Here is a 17,612-nt window from a genome sequence, read left to right as displayed (position 1 = left end):
CTTGAGAAAGCCCTTGGCATCACCTTATTAATATATGAAAATCCATATATTCATGGCACACCGACCCCGCTAACAAGGATATTGCCTTATGACCCAACAGGATGCTCCCAACGCTACCCAAGGAATGGGCAGGTTCGAACGTTTTCTTTCCGTCTGGGTGGCACTGGCTATCGTTGTTGGTATTTTGCTCGGTCAGCTGGCGCCCGCCATACCCGAGGCACTATCACGCTTCGAGGTTGCTCAGGTATCGATTCCAGTGGCGATCTTGATCTGGGCGATGATCTTTCCAATGATGGCACAAATTGACTTTACCGCGGTGCTCGGTGTGCGTCGTCAGCCCAAGGGGTTGATCGTTACCACCACAGTGAACTGGCTGATTAAGCCATTCAGCATGTTCATCATCGCCTGGTTTTTCCTGATGGTGGTGTTTCGACCGTTCATTCCAGAAGAATTAGCCAGCCAATACCTGGCCGGCGCCATCTTACTGGGCGCCGCGCCCTGCACCGCCATGGTATTTGTATGGAGTTACCTGACGCGCGGCGATGCCGCCTATACCTTGGTACAGGTGGCCCTCAATGATCTTATTATGTTATTTGCTTTCGCGCCTATCGTGGTATTCCTGCTGGGGGTATCGAATATTCAGGTGCCTTGGGACACCGTGGCCTTATCGGTGGTGCTGTATATCGTGATTCCGTTGGTTGCCGGCTACCTGACCCGGCGCACATTGATCGCTCGGCATGGCACGCAGTGGTACGACAATATTTTCATGAAGCGCATTGGGCCCATCACCCCTACCGGCCTGATCATCACCTTGGTTCTGCTATTCGCTTTCCAGGGAGATGTCATCCTCAATAATCCCCTGCATATTGTCCTGATCGCAATACCGCTGATTATTCAGACGTTTCTGATCTTTTTTTATCGCCTACGGCTGGGCCAAAGCCTGGAAAGTACCTCATAACGTGGCGGCTCCCGGGGCGATGATCGGCGCCAGCAACTTCTTCGAGTTGGCCGTTGCCGCTGCCATTGCCCTGTTCGGGCTACAATCCGGTGCGGCACTGGCTACCGTAGTGGGGGTATTAGTCGAAGTGCCGCTGATGTTGGCTCTGGTGCGTATCGCCAACAAGACACGCCATTATTTTCCCGTCGGACCTGAAGCTGGGTGACTTATTCAAACAAAGCGCTCAATCAAATAGAGTGATCAGATCTTCATGGTTGCCAGTGGCATTTGCCACCTTGACCACCACACTGTTACGCCCAAGGTTCTTGGCTTCATAACTGGCGGAATCGGCGCGCTCCATGGCAACGTCAATGGCGGTGTCATCTTCTGAAAAAGTCGTCACCCCCAGGCTTAGAGTGACTTTATATTCTTTACTTGCCGTACCGTCCTTACTTTCTTGGATAACGGAAATTTCAGCCACCGCCTTGCGCAAGGAATCGGCAATGATCTTCGCTTGGTGCAGCGTACAGCTAGGCAGCAACACACCAAACTCGTCCCCGCCCTGGCGGGCCACATGATCACTGCGACGCACTTCCCAGGCGACAACCTGTGCAATTCGCCGTAACATTTCATCCCCCAAGGCATGGCCACCTTCATCATTGATCGGCTTGAAGTGGTCGAGATCGAACAAGATCAACGCCGAAGGGGTGTTGGTTTTCTGGAAATCGGCGAACGCTTCTTCCAGGCGGCGCTCAAAGCCACGCCGGTTCAACAGACCAGTCAGGGGGTCATGCTCGGCTTCCCAGCGCTGAATGGCTTCTTGCTGACGGCGCTCGGTAATATCCTTGACCATTCCCACCAACCCCAATGAATGCCCTCCCTGGGTCAACAACACAGCTCGGGCATGCACTTCCAACCACAACATTTCATTATCACTGCGATGAAAGCGTAGCTGACGCAGAAATTCACTCCCGCTTCTCAAACTATGCCGCCACATGTCCACGGCACCCGGGCGGTCATCAGGGTGAACCTGCTTGAGCCAATCGCTTGGCTGGGCACCGGCTTCAATACCCAACATCTTGAGCAGTGCCGGGTTCATGTAGGTAATATCCCCATCCAAGTTGGCGACGAACATGCCTTGAGGGGTAGAACTCAGGATTGAATCAAGAAATGCCTCGCGTTCATGCAGGCTGGTCAGCAGCGCCTGGCGCTCATCCTCGACCCGGTTAAACGTATTGGAGACTTCACGTAGTTCGAACATATTGGTATCGAGATTGACCTTACGCCGCCTCCCCAGCCCCACTTCCCCGATTTGCTCTTCCAGGTGATGCAACGGTAACAGCATCTGTCTCAGTAACACCCATAATAGCGGCAACATGAGAATAGCCAGCGAAAGCCATACCCACCACAATTGCCGAATAAACTCCTGTAGTGGCAATTGTGCCTGCTCCATGGGCAAGAAGAGCCCCACTACCCAGTCCGCCGGCCAGACCTGAGAAAACGATTGAAGACCTCTCTCCCCGTTGAGCAACACCCCCACCCCATCGCCCTGCCAGCCATCCAGCGCCAGATCCAGCAATGGATTTTTGCTGGCTGACGGCACATCCTGCATGATCAAGTCACGATCGGGATGGTAGAGTATTTTACCTGTGGCGGTTGCCACGCTGGCATAACCTCTTTCGCCCAATCGAAGGCGAGCCAGACGGTCGAACAAACCACCTCGATTAAGGCTCACCACACCGCCCACAAACCCCTGGAACTCTCCTTCGGGGCCTTTGCGGGGCACACTTATCAATACCATCGGTATCTTACTGGCCTGGCCTACAAACGGCTGACTGACGTAGGGTCGCCCGGTACTCCGCAGCATGCGAAAATATTCCTGCTGCCCGGTTTCAAGATTTGCTCGCCCAGGCACTACCGGCCAATCGGCGATGAGGCGCCCGGAGGCATCCGAAACTACCAAGCCTTCAAACAACTCCAGCAAGGTATCATGGTGGCGCAATTCCATTTGTAGCCAGTTCGGATTAATGCGCTGCGAAAAGAGCAATGAAAGCCGTTCCAGGGTTTTAATCCGTATGCTTACCTGCTGGGTAATTTCGTCCGCCAATAGTCTTGATTCATAACGCAAATGCGAGATATTGGTTTCCTGCACCATTTCCTTTCCCAGCTGCCAGGTAATGCCTAGCACCAAGGCCACTATAAACAACCAGGCAAGCGCAACTCCCAGCAACAGCCGGTTCTGTAGCGAACCATAGCAGCGCCTGAAACCTAGCGTATGAAATAAGCGCACAGGCAGTATTTATCCTTGAAAATCAAAAATTTATCCTTAATAGCCTAGGAGAAAACCTGCCACGTGATTTGCTTCTGGGTATGCGTCAAACCCAACAAGAACAGTGACAAATGGCACATCCGAAACATCGCATCGGCACGAGAGTATCGCTTACTCCTTGCCCTCCTCCAATCACCTTCTTTACGGCGCTTTTCAACGCATTGATCCTCGTCAATATTAAATCAATAAACCCTTTGAAGCTGAAAACGTTGACTATAACGCCCGCTCTTGAAAGAGTAGGCGTTTATGTTTCAAGCTCAAGGATGAACGTATGGAGCCAAACAAGCCGATGGCGAATGCAACACCCTACTGGTATGTCATTCAATGCAAAGGAGGCGAGTCTTTTCGCGCCGCTGAGCATCTCGCCAATCAAGGCTATGAAATCCTTCATCCTGTGCTGAAAATACAGCGAAAGCGACAAAATAAGCTCACCTGGATCACTGAGCCATTATTTCCTTATTACCTTTTTATCAGACTGGATAAAATCGCTAGCAACTGGCGTCCTATACGCTCGACAAGAGGCGTATTGCGCCTACTCACCTTTGCAGACAAACCCGTGCCCGTGAGCGATGATCTGGTGGAAACACTCAAGGCTCACGCCACAGCCGTGGATGAGACCCCCCATACTTATTTCATGGCCGGTGAAAAAGTCCGGATCACACAGGGGCCCTTCAAGGAACTCGAGGCCATCTTTACCCGTACCAAGGGAGAGGAGCGCGCCATCGTGCTGCTCAACATTCTTCAGCGCCCCCAGCACCTGGAAATGCCTCTTCAACACCTCAAGAAAGATTGAGCAGGTAAGCGCCCACCCATTTTGATCGCCTGCCGTTGAGGCGGAGGAAACTCCGCCTTCAATTCACTTCCAAGCATCAGCCTTCATGAACAAGAGTTATCGCCGATTCAGCTGTTCGACTTTCAGTTCGTAGTTGTTGACCCCTGAATGTGCGGAGCCAAACTTTTGCCCCTTCACACGAATCCGATAACGCCCCGGCGACAACCTGGTCTGAAGGTCGACATCGCCATCGAAGCCTTCTCCCGCGCCTTCTGCGACGACATTGCCCGATTCATCCAGAACGTCCAACTCGATACGGTAGGTATCTTCATAGCCGCCAGGGTATGTGGACGTGGTAATCGCAATGGTGCCCGGCTTGGCTACCTCAAAGGTCAACACCTCACCTTTTGCGCGAATCTTGACATCAGTGACGATCGTTTCAAAACCCTCTCTCGGGGAGACGGAGGTTTCCTGTTGCGCTGCTGCAGCGCTAGTTTCACTGGAAGTCTGGGGCTGAGCACTGTCTGCTGCTGATGTAGCAGGATTACTCCCGGCAGCATCCGATGCAACAGAAGGTGCGGAAATCGTCGCAACAGTCTCCGAGCCACGCACGAAAACGCTACGGCTTGACTCACGGCCCTGGCCGGTAAAGACCAAGCCTTCACCTCTATCAACCGCATCAGTCTTCGGCCTGCCCTGCTCATCGAGCCCACTCACGGTAATGTAGTAGAAGCTATCCATGGCATCGCTTCGGGTACCAAACCGATGCGCCTCGACACGCAAGGTATAGTCACCCGGCGTCAGCCGTTGGCGCATGGCCAGGCCATCGTTCTGGCCCAGTGCTTCGCTGCGGGCCAGTACGTCACCCTGGGCATTCAGCAGCTCTCCAGCTATGCGATAATCCTCGGAACGCCCGCCCGGCACCTCACTTTCGAGTAAATAAACTCCCGTTTCCTTCACGGTAAAATCATGCTCGTGCGTGCCACCGAACAGAAAACTGCGGCTGCGCGCATCGGTGTCGGACTGCAGGAAACCGGTTAAATCAAGCTGCTTGCCTTCTTCACGGAAACGCTCTTGCATTGCACTGTCCGCCATCGCCGGCGTCGCTATCATCACTCCCAACGCCACTAGACTCGCGATTATGATCGGCTGTTTCATGGAACCTCGCTTATATGTCGGTTTACCAATGAAAAAGCCGATCCCCTGGAGGATCGGCTTTCGATAACAAAACCCTAGGGGGCAGGAAACTCCTGCGACCGGGGTTTAGAACAAGTAAGTTACACCAACACCAACGCCGTCGTCTTCGTCTTCTGGCTTATCATACCAAGCAAGCTCGGCCCAGGTGTACATGGCATCGGAGATGTTGTAGGTAGCACCGAGAATCACTTCGTTGCGATTATCGTCTCCGGTATCGAACTCTTGGTCGGGATCAATGGCGTCAGAAAGCCCTCTACGGAAACTAGCTGCATCCACGTCGACATACTGATAGGCACCGTAGATATCGCCATTGCCGTAACCGTAGCGAGCACCCAGTGCATAGAAGTTGGTATCTAGGGCATCATCTGCTTCAGAATCGAAACGCTCAACCTTGGCGGACAGACGCAGGGTGTTGATGGTGTACTGGGCGGTCATACCATATGCATCGCCGACACTATCGATACTGCCGTTACCATCAACGAACTGAATGTTGTCGAGGTTGTCGTAGACGGCGGCGATAGAGAAAGCGCCTGCAGTATACTTGGCACCACCAAAGAACGCAGCGTTACCGGAATCCTCGTAGAAGGAAGGACCATTATCTGCGAAATCTGCAGGATCCGAAGACTCACTGTCGCCACGGTACTGGGTGCCCACGGCGAACTGCAGGCCATTGAGAGCCGGCGAGGTGTAAGTCACCTTGTCTTCCTGCTGGTCACCACCGGCACCATGTGCAACGGTGGAGTCAGAAATATCAAAGCCTTCGTTGTTAGTGATCGGGTCCTGGACCCAGTCATCGATCAACTGGTCGTAGGAACCCAGACGCACATCACCGAAGTTGCCCTTCAAGCCGACATAAGCGGTGTCACCGGTCTGGCCGCTGCGATCAAAAGTCGCCATGTTGGAAGCATCAAAGTCGTCGATTTCGAGCTTCAGGTAACCGGTCAGGTCACGAGTAATCATGTGCTCGGCAGCAAAACCGAAAGTAGTACCGTTATCTGCGATACCATCAAGTGACCCAACAACTCTTTCTTCATTTGTATCTTCGTCTACTACTACGCCGCCATCGGTGTTGTAGTAGGCAATCTGGATGTTGCCGTAGATATCCAACTTGGTACCGTCTTCGTTATAGACGGTAGCAGCGTGGGCACCAGAGGCGGCCATTGCGGCAGCGCCGGCGATAGCAGTCGCTAAGAGTGTCTTTTTCATGTTTAAAATTCCTTTAACTAGCTTACTGTTTCGATCGTTTTCTGTAGGGCGCGATATGCGCCGATACAGCCGGCTCGCTGGGCATGCTCTTTTTGGCCATCCGTGGGTTTTTTCCGACGGTATGTGGCATGTCCTCAGCTCAGCCTTGTTATATTCCAATGCTCGCAGGGCAAACTCTATACCGGGACTCCAACGAGCGCAATAGAAAAAAACACTGTTTTCCAATTATTCATCAGATAGGGCCGGAACCAAACCTCAGCACGGCAGTCTCAGCTGCCTTCATATTTCTGCCGCAGCGCAGCAAGCTTGCTTTGCATGGTTTCATTTTTGGGAGCAGCACTCGGCTCGCTGGCGTGATGAACGGCTTGGTTTTTTTCAAAACGATCGACGGCTTCGCTGTGCTTATTCCTGCCGGCACTGTCGGCAGCCGCTTTATCCTCAACGATACCTGATTGCCCGCTCGATTTTTCGCTAGAGGTAGACGCCTGATGCTTGGCTAGACGGCGCGCGTCTGGCCTGCGCCTTGAAGCGGGGGTACGTTTTTCCGCAGCGTGCTGGGCGGCGGCCTTATCCACTACGCCTGCAGGCTTGCCTTCCAAATCGATACGTGTCGAACCCTCGCGCATGGCCTTGAGGTAACGCGGCAGGTTGACGTAACTGGCCAGGGTTCGGCGTATCAGCTTGTTCGACCACGGCTCCTTGGCTGCCAAATCTTCGTGAATGCCCACTTTCAACGGCTGGGTGTGGCCTTTGAAAAACGTCTTCGGATAGCGCTCATACCATTGAGCCAGCAATGCCTGAGGAGAAGGCGCCTCTTGCGCCGCTGAAACATTTTCTGCTGCCGGCTGCCGGGGTGGCGGTTGCACTTCGCCTTGAGTCGACGAGGAAGTAGCCGCTGGCGGGGGTTGCGGCTCGGGTAATGCCGACTCCGTCGCTACTGGCGTTTGCGGTGCCGCCAGGTTGCGAAGTTGCGTCTTGAGCTGGGCATTTTCTTCACGCAACGTTTGTAATTCCACGTTAGCCATGTCCAGGCGGTGCTCCAAATGTTCCAGTAACTGCAGCACAGATTGCGTCATACCCAATGTCTCCTTGGCATTGCCTACTGGTTCGGCTGCCGGCGCTGATAAACCACAAAATCGTAATCAGGCTGCCCCTCGGCAGGGCTCCCCGCGACTCGCTGAGTTTCTTGCCACGTTACCGGGTCAATCTCGGGGAAGTAGGTATCGCCCTCCACTTCCACGTCAACCTCGGTGACATACAGCCTCTGAGCAAAGGGTAGCGCCTGGGCGTAGATCTCGCCGCCGCCCATCACCATAATTTCCTCAGCTGCATCAATGGTGGCTTGCTGATCGGCCAGCGCCAAGGCGGACGCCAGGTCATGACATACCCGTACGCCAGCGGGAGCAAATGACGTATCGCGTGTAACCACGATATTGAGCCGATTGGGCAGCGCCCTACCAATGGAAGTAAAGGTTTTCCGGCCCATCACCAGTGGTTTGGCCTGGGTGATACGCTTGAAGAACTTGAGATCTTCCGGCAAATACCAGGGCAGCTTACCCTCCACGCCGATAACACGATTTTTGGACATGGCGACAATCATGGCGACCGGCACCAGGGTTTCTGAAGCAGTCATACGGCGACCTCGGCCTTGATCGGGGGGTGAAACTCATAGTCTTCGATGGAAATATCATCGAAACCAAAGGCAAAAAGATCCTTGATCTCAGGATTGAGTACCAGGCGAGGAGCCGCTTTCGGCGAACGCGTCAGTTGTTCCCGCGCTTGCTCCAGATGATTCATGTACAAATGGGCATCGCCCAGCGTATGGACGAACTCCCCCGGTTCAAGCCCGACTACCTGGGCCACCATGCTCAATAGCAGCGCGTAGCTTGCGATATTAAACGGCACGCCCAGGAAGATATCCGCGCTACGCTGATAAAGTTGGCAGGAAAGTTTGCCTTCGGCCACATAAAACTGGAACAGGCAATGGCACGGCGGCAGTTGCATTTCATCCACCTGTGCCGGGTTCCAGGCGGAAACAATCAGACGACGGGACTGCGGATGGGTGCGAATCTGCGCGAGCACCTTGCCGATCTGGTCCACATGGCCGCCCTGCGGGTCAGGCCAACTGCGCCACTGGTAACCATACACCGGCCCGAGATCACCGTTTTCATCGGCCCATTCGTCCCAGATACGCACCCCGTTTTCCTTGAGGTAGGCAATATTGGTGTCGCCGCGCAAAAACCATAAAAGCTCGTGAATGATAGAGCGCAGATGCAATTTCTTGGTGGTCACCAGAGGAAAGCCACGCGAAAGATCGAAACGCATTTGATGACCGAAGATGGAGCGCGTTCCCACCCCGGTACGATCGCGACGCTCTACGCCGTTTTCCAGCACAGTGCGCATCAAATCCAGATAAGGTTGCTCAATAGCAGGCAATTTTTCAGCAGTCACGGTGTATCCAGCGTCAAATTAACAAATTGAATGTAAAACGGTTATTCACGCCGAGCGCTTTGTTCCATCCACCGGCTGGCTGCGTGACCACGCAACCAACAGCCCACCGAGAACGATCATGGGCAGTGAAAGCAGCATACCCATGGTTACCCAGCCGAAAGCGATGAAACCGATATGCGGGTCCGGCAAGCGCACAAACTCAACGGCAAAACGGAACAGACCGTAAAGCAGCAGGAACAAACCGGAAACCAGCCCACGGGCACGTGGTTTGCTTGATACCCACCATAGAACAGTAAACAACACAGCACCTTCCAGCAGCGCCTCATACAATGCCGTGGGATGGCGTGGCTCCGGCCCCATACCCGGAAATGGCATGCCCCATGGCAGGTTGGTGACCCGCCCGGGAAGCTCATGATTGATAAAATTACCGATACGTCCGGCACCCAAACCGATAGGGACCAGCGGTGCGATGAAATCACCCAGAGTGAAAAGCGCCAACTTTTTCTTACGTGCGAAGAATATCGTGGCCACAACGACCCCGATCAGGCCGCCGTGAAAGCTCATTCCCCCATCCCAGACCCGAAATACCCATAACGGATCGGCAACCCACTGCTCCAGCCCATAAAAGATGGCATAACCCAGCCGGCCTCCAGCCACCACGCCAATCGCGCAGTAGAACAGCAAGTCGCCCACGTCATCCTTGTTCAAGCCGATACGCGGGGCACGGCGACAGCCTAACCACCAGGCGGCGACGAAGCCGATGACGTACATCAGGCCATACCAATGTACCTGGATAGGCCCTATGGCAATGGCGACCGGATCGATATCGGGGTATGTCAGCATCGGTTCTCTCTAAGTCTGTCTTAAAAGTCTGTCTGGTTTTAAGGACTGTGAATGAGTGTCCCTACGATGGGCTTACGTCAATAGAAAACGCATCCCCACGATTGCCAATAATCCGGCAAAGGCCAAGCGCAATACGCGCGCCGGTAATACATGAGCTAGTTTCACGCCCAGGTGAGCGAAAGGTACGCTGGCAATGACGATACCCAAAAAAGCCGGCCACATGACAAAACCGCTGGCCCAATCAGGGAGCAACGGGTGTCCCCAACCGACCACAATGAAGGTCAGCGCCCCGAACAGAGCGATGGGTAGCCCACAAGCCGCTGACGTACCCACCGCCTGGGTCATGGTCGCGCCGCAACGCGATAGCCAGGGCACGGCCAGAGTACCGCCACCGATGCCGAACAAAGCGGAAACACCCCCAATCACCCCGCCGGCAAACCCCATGCCGAGCTTGCCTGGCGCTATGGAGCCAGGCTTGGGCGCCAACCCCAAGGCCATTTTCACGGCCACCAGCAGTACAAACACCCCGAACAGGGTGCCCAATACGGTACTGGATAATGTATCGGCGACAAAAACACCGCCCACCGCCCCGAGCATCAACCCTGGCAGCAATGCCAGAAACCAAGGCCGGTAAAGACTCCCCTTGCGAAAATGCCCCAAGGCCGAGGAAGTCGCCGTCACCACAATGGTAGCGAGCGAAGTCCCCACCGCCAGATGCATAATGATTTCCGGCGCCATTCCTTGCAACGTGAAGGCAAATGCCAGAGCGGGCACGATGATCAAGCCACCCCCCACGCCGAAAAGCCCGGCCAGGGTGCCGGCCGCAGCACCCAGCCCCAGGTAGCCCACCGATGTTGCCAAGGCGTTCATAAAGGCTGGCTCACTGCTGTTTTTCCTCGATAACGGTGGGAAACCACCGGCGAATGACGTCAAGCAAGGCATCAGGCTGATAAGGCTTGGCCAGCAAGTCATCCATGCCTGACTGAAGGCATTGTTCGCGCCCAGCCTGGTCGGCATTGGCAGTCAATGCGACAAGCACGCTACTGTTCTTTCCTGAAGCCTTCTGCCCGAGTGCCTGTTCCTGCTCACGCCACAAATGGCTGGTCTGCTTACCATCCAGGTCAGGCATGAAAATATCCATGAACACCAGATCGAAGTATTGCTGTTCGTGACGTTTTAGTGCCTGTTGTCCGCTACTGACACCCTCCACATCAAAGCCTTGGCTCTCCAGCATCTGGCATGCCAGCATAAGATTTACCGGACCATCATCTACCACCAGGATTTTCAAGCGTGAAGCCATCAGCGTCGTGCTTTGCTCATCCTCTGGCTCAGGCCCCTTCTCAGTGGCTGCGTCAGCGCCTTGCAGATTGGAAAGTAGCACACGAATGTCCGCCAATTGTTCGCGCATATCTCCGATATTGTTACGCCACGGTGTCGCATTGCCTTCCAACATCAAGCCATTGAGATAATCCATCAACTGATCGATTTCACGTTGAACCAATGCCAGGTAACTGGATTTCAAGCGGGATTCTTCCCGGGCTCGGTCACGCCCCAGAAGTGACTGTGTCAGTTGCTGTTGCTGCTGCTGTAAGCTTTCCAGCAATGAGTGTTCCCGGTGATTTTCCGGCGCCCCAGGCAACGATCTCGGGGAACCGGCACAGGCACCGCAGCGTGCAAGCTCTCCCAGATTCTCAGTCAAGCGCGACAGCCGCCCCAGTGGGGACGACCACCCACTGTCAGCACCTCGGTTTGGCAGGGGCGGCAAAGCCGAGGGACCGCCACATTGCCGGACTTCACCGGTGCACCGTTCGAGGTCATCCAGTTGCTGATTCAACTGGCTTTCGTAATGTTTGAGGCGCGATTTTACCAGCATGAGAAACACAGCGACATTCAAGCTACTGCCGAGCAAGAGCGTCAGCATCAACCAGCCCGCCGCACTCCAGGTAACATAGGTCGGCATCATTCCCCACACCACCAAACCCACGCTCAAGCACAGCAGTACGAGCAACAACTGCGCCACCAACAATGGCCAGAGGAGCGGCCATATCAGCAGGCTCCAGAAATACGCTTGCTTATCATACTGAGCCATTTATCGTCGCCTTCCTGTTGGCACGCAGAAACAGGCCTGACGCCTGACTCTCACGGTGTGGAGTGTACGTGGCCTGGAAATGCTTGTCATATATACGCCCTGGCCCGCTTGATTGTACCCTTGGGCCAACGCTATGTTTCATCACAAGAGAACCTGCCATGTGTTTGATCGCCTTTGCTTGGCAACCGGATAGTCCACTGCCCCTGAGATTGATCGCCAACCGTGACGAATTCCACGCGCGCCCTGCGGCTGCGCTGTCAAGCTGGCCCGATGCGCCACATATTGTCGGCGGGCGTGACCTTGAAGCCGGCGGCACCTGGCTTGCGGTCAACCGGCAAGGACGCGTTGCCGCCTTGACCAATGTGCGCGACCCTCTCATGGCCACGCCCTTGGCAGCGCCTAGCCGTGGCGCCCTGGTTCGCCAGGCATTGGAATGCAAGGACCCGTCCGTCTGGTTACAGACCTTGGCTGAAAACGGCGCCCAGCGCTATGCCGGGTTCAACTTGCTGGTGGGCGATCAGCATGTCTTGTGGCATTTGCACCGGGGCCGCCAGAGTACGCACCTTCAAAGGGTGACACCCGGCGTTCACGGATTATCCAATGCCGACCTTGATACCCCTTGGCCCAAGCTCACGCATGTTTGCCAACGTTTGAGTGAAAATCTGAACGAAGACCTGCAAGACCATTGGCCGGACCGAGTGAAACAAGCAATTCAGGATACCCGTACCGCCCCCCTCGAACGCCTGCCTGATACCGGCATTGAGCTCATTTTGGAACAACAACTTTCCGCGGCATTCATTCTCGGGGAAACCTATGGCACCCGCGCCACCACCTGGCTGAGCCTGCATGATGGAGAGTACATTACCATTACCGAGGAAAGCTTCGGACCTTCGGGCACACATCTCGGAGAAATACGTCTGAAGGTACCCATTAACGCTTAATCCCGTGGTGGCATCAGGTGTGAAAGTTGCCACTCATCCATCTTGGCTTCCAGATGGCGATGCACCTCCGTCGGGGTCGCTAACGCCAATACCTCACCCAGCAATTTCTTGGCCTCCGTCCATGACACTCGACGAATGGCAGCACGCACCTTGGGTAGACTCGGCGCGTTCATCGACAGGCTGGTAAAGCCCATTGCCATCAGCAGCAAGGCGCCGGCAGGGTCACCGGCCAATTCTCCACATAATGAAATCGGCCGTTCTAGCCGCTTGGCGTCGCGGGCCACCTCATCCAATGCCGCCAGCACCGCAGGGTGCAAGGCATCGTAGAGATCCGCTACACGCGGATTGTTACGATCCACCGCCAGCAGATACTGCGTCAGGTCGTTGCTGCCTACCGAGAAGAAATCCACCCGCTCGGCCAAGGCATCCATTTGATAGATGGTGGCAGGCACTTCAATCATCACCCCCACCTTGGGCCGCTTGACCTCGGCACCCTCTTCCTTGAGTTCCACGATGGCTCGGTCGAGCAGGCGCAGCGCCTCATCAACCTCTTCCACGTTGGTGATCATGGGGAATAGCACGTACAGGTTGTCCAACTCATGGGAGGCCTTAAGCATGGCCCGTAGCTGCACCATCAGTACTTCCGGATGGTCCAGCGTCACCCGCATTCCTCGCCAGCCCAGAAAGGAATTGGCTTCATCGATAGGGAAATAGGGCAGATCCTTGTCACCGCCTATGTCCAGGGTACGCATGACCACCGGTAGCGGCGAGAAGCTTTCCAACTGGTCGCGATACAGGCGGGTCTGCTCCTTCTCGCCTGGAAAACGCTCGGTAATCATGAACGGGACTTCGGTACGATACAGCCCCACCCCACTAATGCGTCGCTTGAGCAGATTGGAGGCCTCTACCGCCAGGCCGGTGTTGACCATCAAGGGCATGGTGTAGTGATCGGGGGTTTCGCTGGGCAAGTCCTGCTCATGCTCCAGCAGTTTGCCCAAGGCCAGTTCTTCGTCAATAAGCGTCTGGTAGCGCACCCGGAGCTCTGGCGCGGGGCGCACGAACAATCGCCCCCGGTGGCCATCCAGCACCACCGGAGCCCCGGATAACCGATGCAATGGCAAGTCAACCATGCCCAGCACGGTGGGAATGCCCATGGCCCGTGCCACAATAGCAACATGCGAGGTGCTTGAACCACGCACCGAGACTAGCCCACGCAGCTTTTCACGCGGCACCTCCCCCAACATGGCGACACTTATTTCATCCCCGACAAGAATGGTTTCATCCGGGTAGATCTCGGGCGTGGAAGGCGTATCTTCCTGTAGATGCGCCAGTACTCGGCGCCCCAGGTCGCGGATATCCGTTGCGCGTTCACGCAGGTAGTTATCGTCGACACGTTCCAGGTACTGCACATGCCGGCGCACCACGTCGGCAAGTGCCCCCGGTGCCCACTGTCCTTCACGGATACGCTTTTCCACCTCTTTGGAAAGCGCCGCTTCCCCCAGCATCTGTTGATAGACATCGAACAACGCCAGTTCCTGGGCCGAGATCCGGCTGGCCAGACGCTCCCCCGCCGCGCGAATTTCGGCGCGGGTGCGGCCAATGGCTTGCTTGAGGCGGGTAATCTCGTACTCCTGATCGCTGGGCACCAGGTCCGGCACGCTATTGAGATCCGCCGGAGGAGCAATGACCACCGCCTCGCCCATTGCCATGCCCGGCGAGGCAGCCACGCCGGAAAACGTGGCCTGGCCGTCGGCCAACAACGGACGCGACAAGTTGCCGGTGGCCAAGGCATGCGCCAGCACCCCGGCCAACTGCGCCGCCATGGTCACCAGAAAAGCCTCATCTTCATCATCGTAACTACGCTTTTCCGCCTGCTGCACCACAAGCACACCCAGCATGCGGCGTTGATGAATAATCGGCACCCCAAGGAAACTGGAATAACGCTCTTCGCCGGTCGCTTCAAAATAGCGAAAGTGAGGATGGATTCGCGCATCTTCCAGATTGAGGGGTTCACTGCGTTTGGCGACCAATCCCACCAGTCCCTCTCCCACCGGCAATACGACTCGCCCGACCGCCTGGGTACGCAAGCCGATGGTTTCCATCAACACCAGGGTTTCCATTTCCTTGTCGTAGAGATAAAACGAACAAACATCCGTTTTCATCGCCTTGCGAATACGCCGCACCATGGTCGACAGAGCGGCATCCAGATTGCGCGCTCCGTTGACTTCCTGAATTATTCGACGCAGAACCTCCAGCATTGACATCTTAGTTTTCATTATTAGCCTCGCTGAGAAATTCCCTGGCATAAAGTGCCCGCTCTTGGGCAAGGGGTAAGTAAAACGACAACCTTAACATTCATCCCCCTGAGCCAGGTACTGAAGCCGCGGCAACAACTCACGCAGCGCTCGGCGATAGACCTCCCGCTTGAAAGGCACCACCTGCCCCAGTGGATACCAATAACTGACCCAACGCCAACCATCAAATTCCGGTTTGGGAGAGGCGGTCATACAGATTCTGTTTTCCTGGCAGCGAATCCTGAGTAGATACCATTTCTGTTTCTGGCCGATGCAAATCGGCCGGGACTGGGTACGAATCATGCGTCGTGGCAGGCGGTAGCGCAGCCACCCCCGGGTACAAGCGATTATTTCGACATCATCGGCGGTCAGGCCAACTTCTTCATGAAGCTCACGAAAAAGCGCCTCTCGCGATGTCTCGTTCGCATTGATGCCTCCCTGAGGAAACTGCCACGCATTCTGTCCTACCCGACGCGCCCAAAGCAGTTGCCCCTGGCTATTGGCAAGGATAATGCCAACATTGGGGCGAAAGCCGTCAGCGTCGATCACGGACATCACCTTATTAAATTTTCAATTGCCCCCATTTTTCCACAAGGCGATCAACCCCATCAATACAAACCGCTTCCGATCATGTTTTACGCTTTGCGCCGCGTTACTCCTTCGGCGCTTCTTGACTCAATTCGCCTTGTCCTTTGGTCGGGGCGCGATCAGTGGGAATAGCCCCGCGACTCTGCGATAATCCGCTCCCGCTAAACTACCTAACACAAACCACTAAGGGGAGCGCCGTGAGTCTGGCCATTTTCGATCTGGACAATACGCTGCTATCCATCGACAGCGATCACGCCTGGGGTGAGTTCTTGCTCGAACAGGGCGCCGTCGATCCAGAAAGTTACAGCGAAGCCAACGAACGTTTCATGGCCGACTACAACGCCGGCACCCTGGATATCAAGGCATTCCTGGAGGTTGCCCTGAAACCCCTGGCTGAAAATTCTCCCGAGCAGCTTGCCGCCTGGCATCAGCAGTTCATGGCGGCCAAGATCGAACCGCATATTCTGCCCAAGGCCGAGGAGCTTCTCGCCCGCCACCGCACCCGTGGCGATGTGCTGTTGATCATTACCGCCACCAACCGTTTCATTACCGGTCCGATTGCTGAACGCCTGGGGGTGGACCACCTTATTGCGGTGGAACCGGAAGTCCATGAAGGGTGCTATACCGGGGGCATTACCGGCATTCCCAGCTATCAGGAAGGTAAAGTCAAACGTCTGGAACAATGGCTGGAAGATCAGGACATCACCCTCGAGGATGCCTGGTTCTACAGCGATTCACATAACGACTTGCCCCTGCTGGAAAAAATCGAACATCCTATTGCCGTCGACCCCGATCCCATCCTGCGCCGAGTGGCGGAAGAACGTCAGTGGCGCATCATGAGTCTACGTGACTGAGTACAAAGCTCAGCCAATGACGACGACCAGCTGACAAAAAAATGCCCCGACGACCTGAGTCGTCGGGGCGTTTTCGATTTACCGGCTCAGCCGATACTTAGCCGAGCAGATGTTCGACAGCCGCACGCTCAGCGCGCAGTTCTTCTTCCGTCGCTTTCATCTTGGCCTTGCTGAATTCGTCGAGCTCATAGCCCTGAACGATTTCATAATCACCGCTCTTGCAGCGTACCGGGTAGGAATAGATGATGCCTTCCTCGATACCGTAGCTTCCGTCGGACGGAATCGCCATGCTGACGATGCCTTCACAACCCAGCGCCCAGTCGTGCATGTGGTCGATGGCGGAAGAGGCTGCAGAAGCCGCGGAAGAGGCACCGCGCGCCTTGATGATCGCCGCACCGCGCTGCTGCACGGTGGGAATGAAATCGTTCTCGTACCAGTCGCGCTCGACCAGATCGAAAGCAGCCTTGCCGTCGACACGGCAGTGGGCCAAGTCCGGATACTGGGTAGCACTGTGGTTGCCCCAGATGATCATACCGTCGATGTCGGTGACGTGCTTGTTGGTCTTCTGCGCCAACTGGGTCAGAGCACGGTTATGATCCAGACGGGTCATGGCGGTGAACTGACCCGAGCTGAGATCAGGCGCGTTGCACGAGGCAATCAGAGCATTGGTGTTGGCCGGATTGCCCACCACCAGTACGCGAACATCACGGCTGGCATGGTCGTTGAGCGCCTTGCCCTGAACAGAGAAGATCGCGGCATTGGCTTCCAGGAGGTCTTTGCGCTCCATGCCCGGGCCACGCGGGCGCGCTCCGACCAGCAGAGCGAAATCGGCATCCTTGAACGCTACATTCGCGTCGTCGGTGGCAACGATGTCCTGAACCAGCGGGAACGCGCAATCGTTGACTTCCATCACCACGCCGTTCAGTGCATCCATGGCCGGCGTAATTTCCAGCAGCTGAAGAATGACTGGCTGATCCGGTCCCAGCATATCGCCGGCGGCGATGCGGAAAATGAGAGAATAACTAATCTGGCCGGCACCGCCGGTAATCGCAATACGTACGGGATCTTTCATCGTTGCTCCTTGGTTGGTTCGCCTGAGAATGACTGCCGG

The 17,612-nt window shown here is 55.5% G+C and carries 15 protein-coding genes and 1 pseudogene; 4 read left to right on the top strand and 12 right to left on the bottom strand.

Annotated elements, in window-relative coordinates; translation table 11 throughout:
* Positions 1-124 precede the first annotated feature (124 nt).
* A pseudogene (gene arsB, locus GPM19_RS05640) lies at positions 125-1,163 on the top strand (ACR3 family arsenite efflux transporter).
* Between the two features lie 18 nt (positions 1,164-1,181).
* Here arsB and GPM19_RS05635 read toward each other — a convergent pair.
* A complete protein-coding gene (locus tag GPM19_RS05635; RefSeq protein ID WP_371829349.1) occupies positions 1,182-3,227 on the bottom strand; it encodes a sensor domain-containing diguanylate cyclase in 2,046 nt (681 codons plus the stop codon).
* Between the two features lie 310 nt (positions 3,228-3,537).
* Here GPM19_RS05635 and rfaH point away from each other — a divergent pair, with 310 nt between their 5' ends.
* Positions 3,538-4,059 (top strand): transcription/translation regulatory transformer protein RfaH, encoded by a 522-nt coding sequence (rfaH, locus tag GPM19_RS05630; RefSeq protein ID WP_160417898.1) that lies wholly within the window; start codon positions 3,538-3,540, stop codon positions 4,057-4,059.
* A 96-nt stretch (positions 4,060-4,155) separates the two neighbouring features.
* On the opposite strand, the gene GPM19_RS05625 is transcribed toward rfaH, so the two are convergent.
* From GPM19_RS05625 to GPM19_RS05590, 8 genes are all read right to left on the bottom strand, one after another.
* Positions 4,156-5,196 (bottom strand): hypothetical protein, encoded by a 1,041-nt coding sequence (locus GPM19_RS05625; RefSeq protein ID WP_160417897.1) that lies wholly within the window; start codon positions 5,194-5,196, stop codon positions 4,156-4,158.
* A 105-nt stretch (positions 5,197-5,301) separates the two neighbouring features.
* Positions 5,302-6,441: a porin gene (locus GPM19_RS05620; protein ID WP_202114708.1), complete on the bottom strand. Its 1,140-nt coding sequence runs from the start codon at positions 6,439-6,441 to the stop codon at positions 5,302-5,304.
* Between the two features lie 269 nt (positions 6,442-6,710).
* Positions 6,711-7,517: a ProQ/FINO family protein gene (locus tag GPM19_RS05615; protein ID WP_160417896.1), complete on the bottom strand. Its 807-nt coding sequence runs from the start codon at positions 7,515-7,517 to the stop codon at positions 6,711-6,713.
* A 23-nt stretch (positions 7,518-7,540) separates the two neighbouring features.
* Positions 7,541-8,074, bottom strand: a complete 534-nt coding sequence (locus GPM19_RS05610; RefSeq protein ID WP_160417895.1) for a dihydrofolate reductase — start codon at positions 8,072-8,074, stop codon at positions 7,541-7,543.
* The gene (locus tag GPM19_RS05605) at positions 8,071-8,844 is read right to left on the bottom strand and encodes a thymidylate synthase (protein WP_264766794.1); all 774 of its coding nucleotides are present in this window, start codon (positions 8,842-8,844) and stop codon (positions 8,071-8,073) included. The genes GPM19_RS05610 and GPM19_RS05605 overlap by 4 nt, the downstream gene beginning before the upstream one ends.
* A gap of 93 nt (positions 8,845-8,937) precedes the next feature.
* A complete protein-coding gene (gene lgt, locus GPM19_RS05600) occupies positions 8,938-9,735 on the bottom strand; it encodes a prolipoprotein diacylglyceryl transferase (RefSeq protein ID WP_160417893.1) in 798 nt (265 codons plus the stop codon).
* 72 nt (positions 9,736-9,807) lie between these two features.
* Positions 9,808-10,605, bottom strand: a complete 798-nt coding sequence (locus tag GPM19_RS05595; RefSeq protein ID WP_160417892.1) for a sulfite exporter TauE/SafE family protein — start codon at positions 10,603-10,605, stop codon at positions 9,808-9,810.
* Between the two features lie 10 nt (positions 10,606-10,615).
* On the bottom strand, positions 10,616-11,824 hold the full coding sequence (locus GPM19_RS05590; protein ID WP_160417891.1) for a response regulator: 1,209 nt from the start codon (positions 11,822-11,824) through the stop codon (positions 10,616-10,618).
* A gap of 158 nt (positions 11,825-11,982) precedes the next feature.
* Here GPM19_RS05590 and GPM19_RS05585 point away from each other — a divergent pair, with 158 nt between their 5' ends.
* Positions 11,983-12,765 carry an NRDE family protein gene (locus GPM19_RS05585; RefSeq protein ID WP_160417890.1) on the top strand — a complete coding sequence of 261 codons (783 nt, stop codon included), beginning with the start codon at positions 11,983-11,985 and terminating at the stop codon, positions 12,763-12,765.
* On the opposite strand, the gene ptsP is transcribed toward GPM19_RS05585, so the two are convergent.
* Both ptsP and GPM19_RS05575 read right to left on the bottom strand, forming a co-directional pair.
* On the bottom strand, positions 12,762-15,023 hold the full coding sequence (ptsP, locus tag GPM19_RS05580; RefSeq protein ID WP_160418006.1) for a phosphoenolpyruvate--protein phosphotransferase: 2,262 nt from the start codon (positions 15,021-15,023) through the stop codon (positions 12,762-12,764). The genes GPM19_RS05585 and ptsP overlap by 4 nt on opposite strands.
* Before the next feature lie 90 nt (positions 15,024-15,113).
* Positions 15,114-15,608 carry an RNA pyrophosphohydrolase gene (locus GPM19_RS05575; RefSeq protein WP_160417889.1) on the bottom strand — a complete coding sequence of 165 codons (495 nt, stop codon included), beginning with the start codon at positions 15,606-15,608 and terminating at the stop codon, positions 15,114-15,116.
* A 236-nt stretch (positions 15,609-15,844) separates the two neighbouring features.
* Between GPM19_RS05575 and GPM19_RS05570 the strand changes: the two genes are divergently transcribed.
* Entirely contained in the window at positions 15,845-16,501 is a 657-nt protein-coding gene (locus GPM19_RS05570; RefSeq protein WP_160417888.1) for a histidinol-phosphatase, read from the top strand.
* A 97-nt stretch (positions 16,502-16,598) separates the two neighbouring features.
* On the opposite strand, the gene GPM19_RS05565 is transcribed toward GPM19_RS05570, so the two are convergent.
* On the bottom strand, positions 16,599-17,573 hold the full coding sequence (locus GPM19_RS05565) for a malate dehydrogenase (RefSeq protein ID WP_160417887.1): 975 nt from the start codon (positions 17,571-17,573) through the stop codon (positions 16,599-16,601).
* Positions 17,574-17,612: the final 39 nt, after the last annotated feature.

The sequence above is a fragment of the Vreelandella zhuhanensis genome (assembly GCF_009793355.1).
In the GTDB taxonomy this organism is placed as follows: Bacteria; Pseudomonadota; Gammaproteobacteria; order Pseudomonadales; family Halomonadaceae; genus Vreelandella; species Vreelandella zhuhanensis.
Note: the sequence above shows the minus strand (reverse complement) of the source record. Positions and strands in the feature narration are given on the sequence as shown.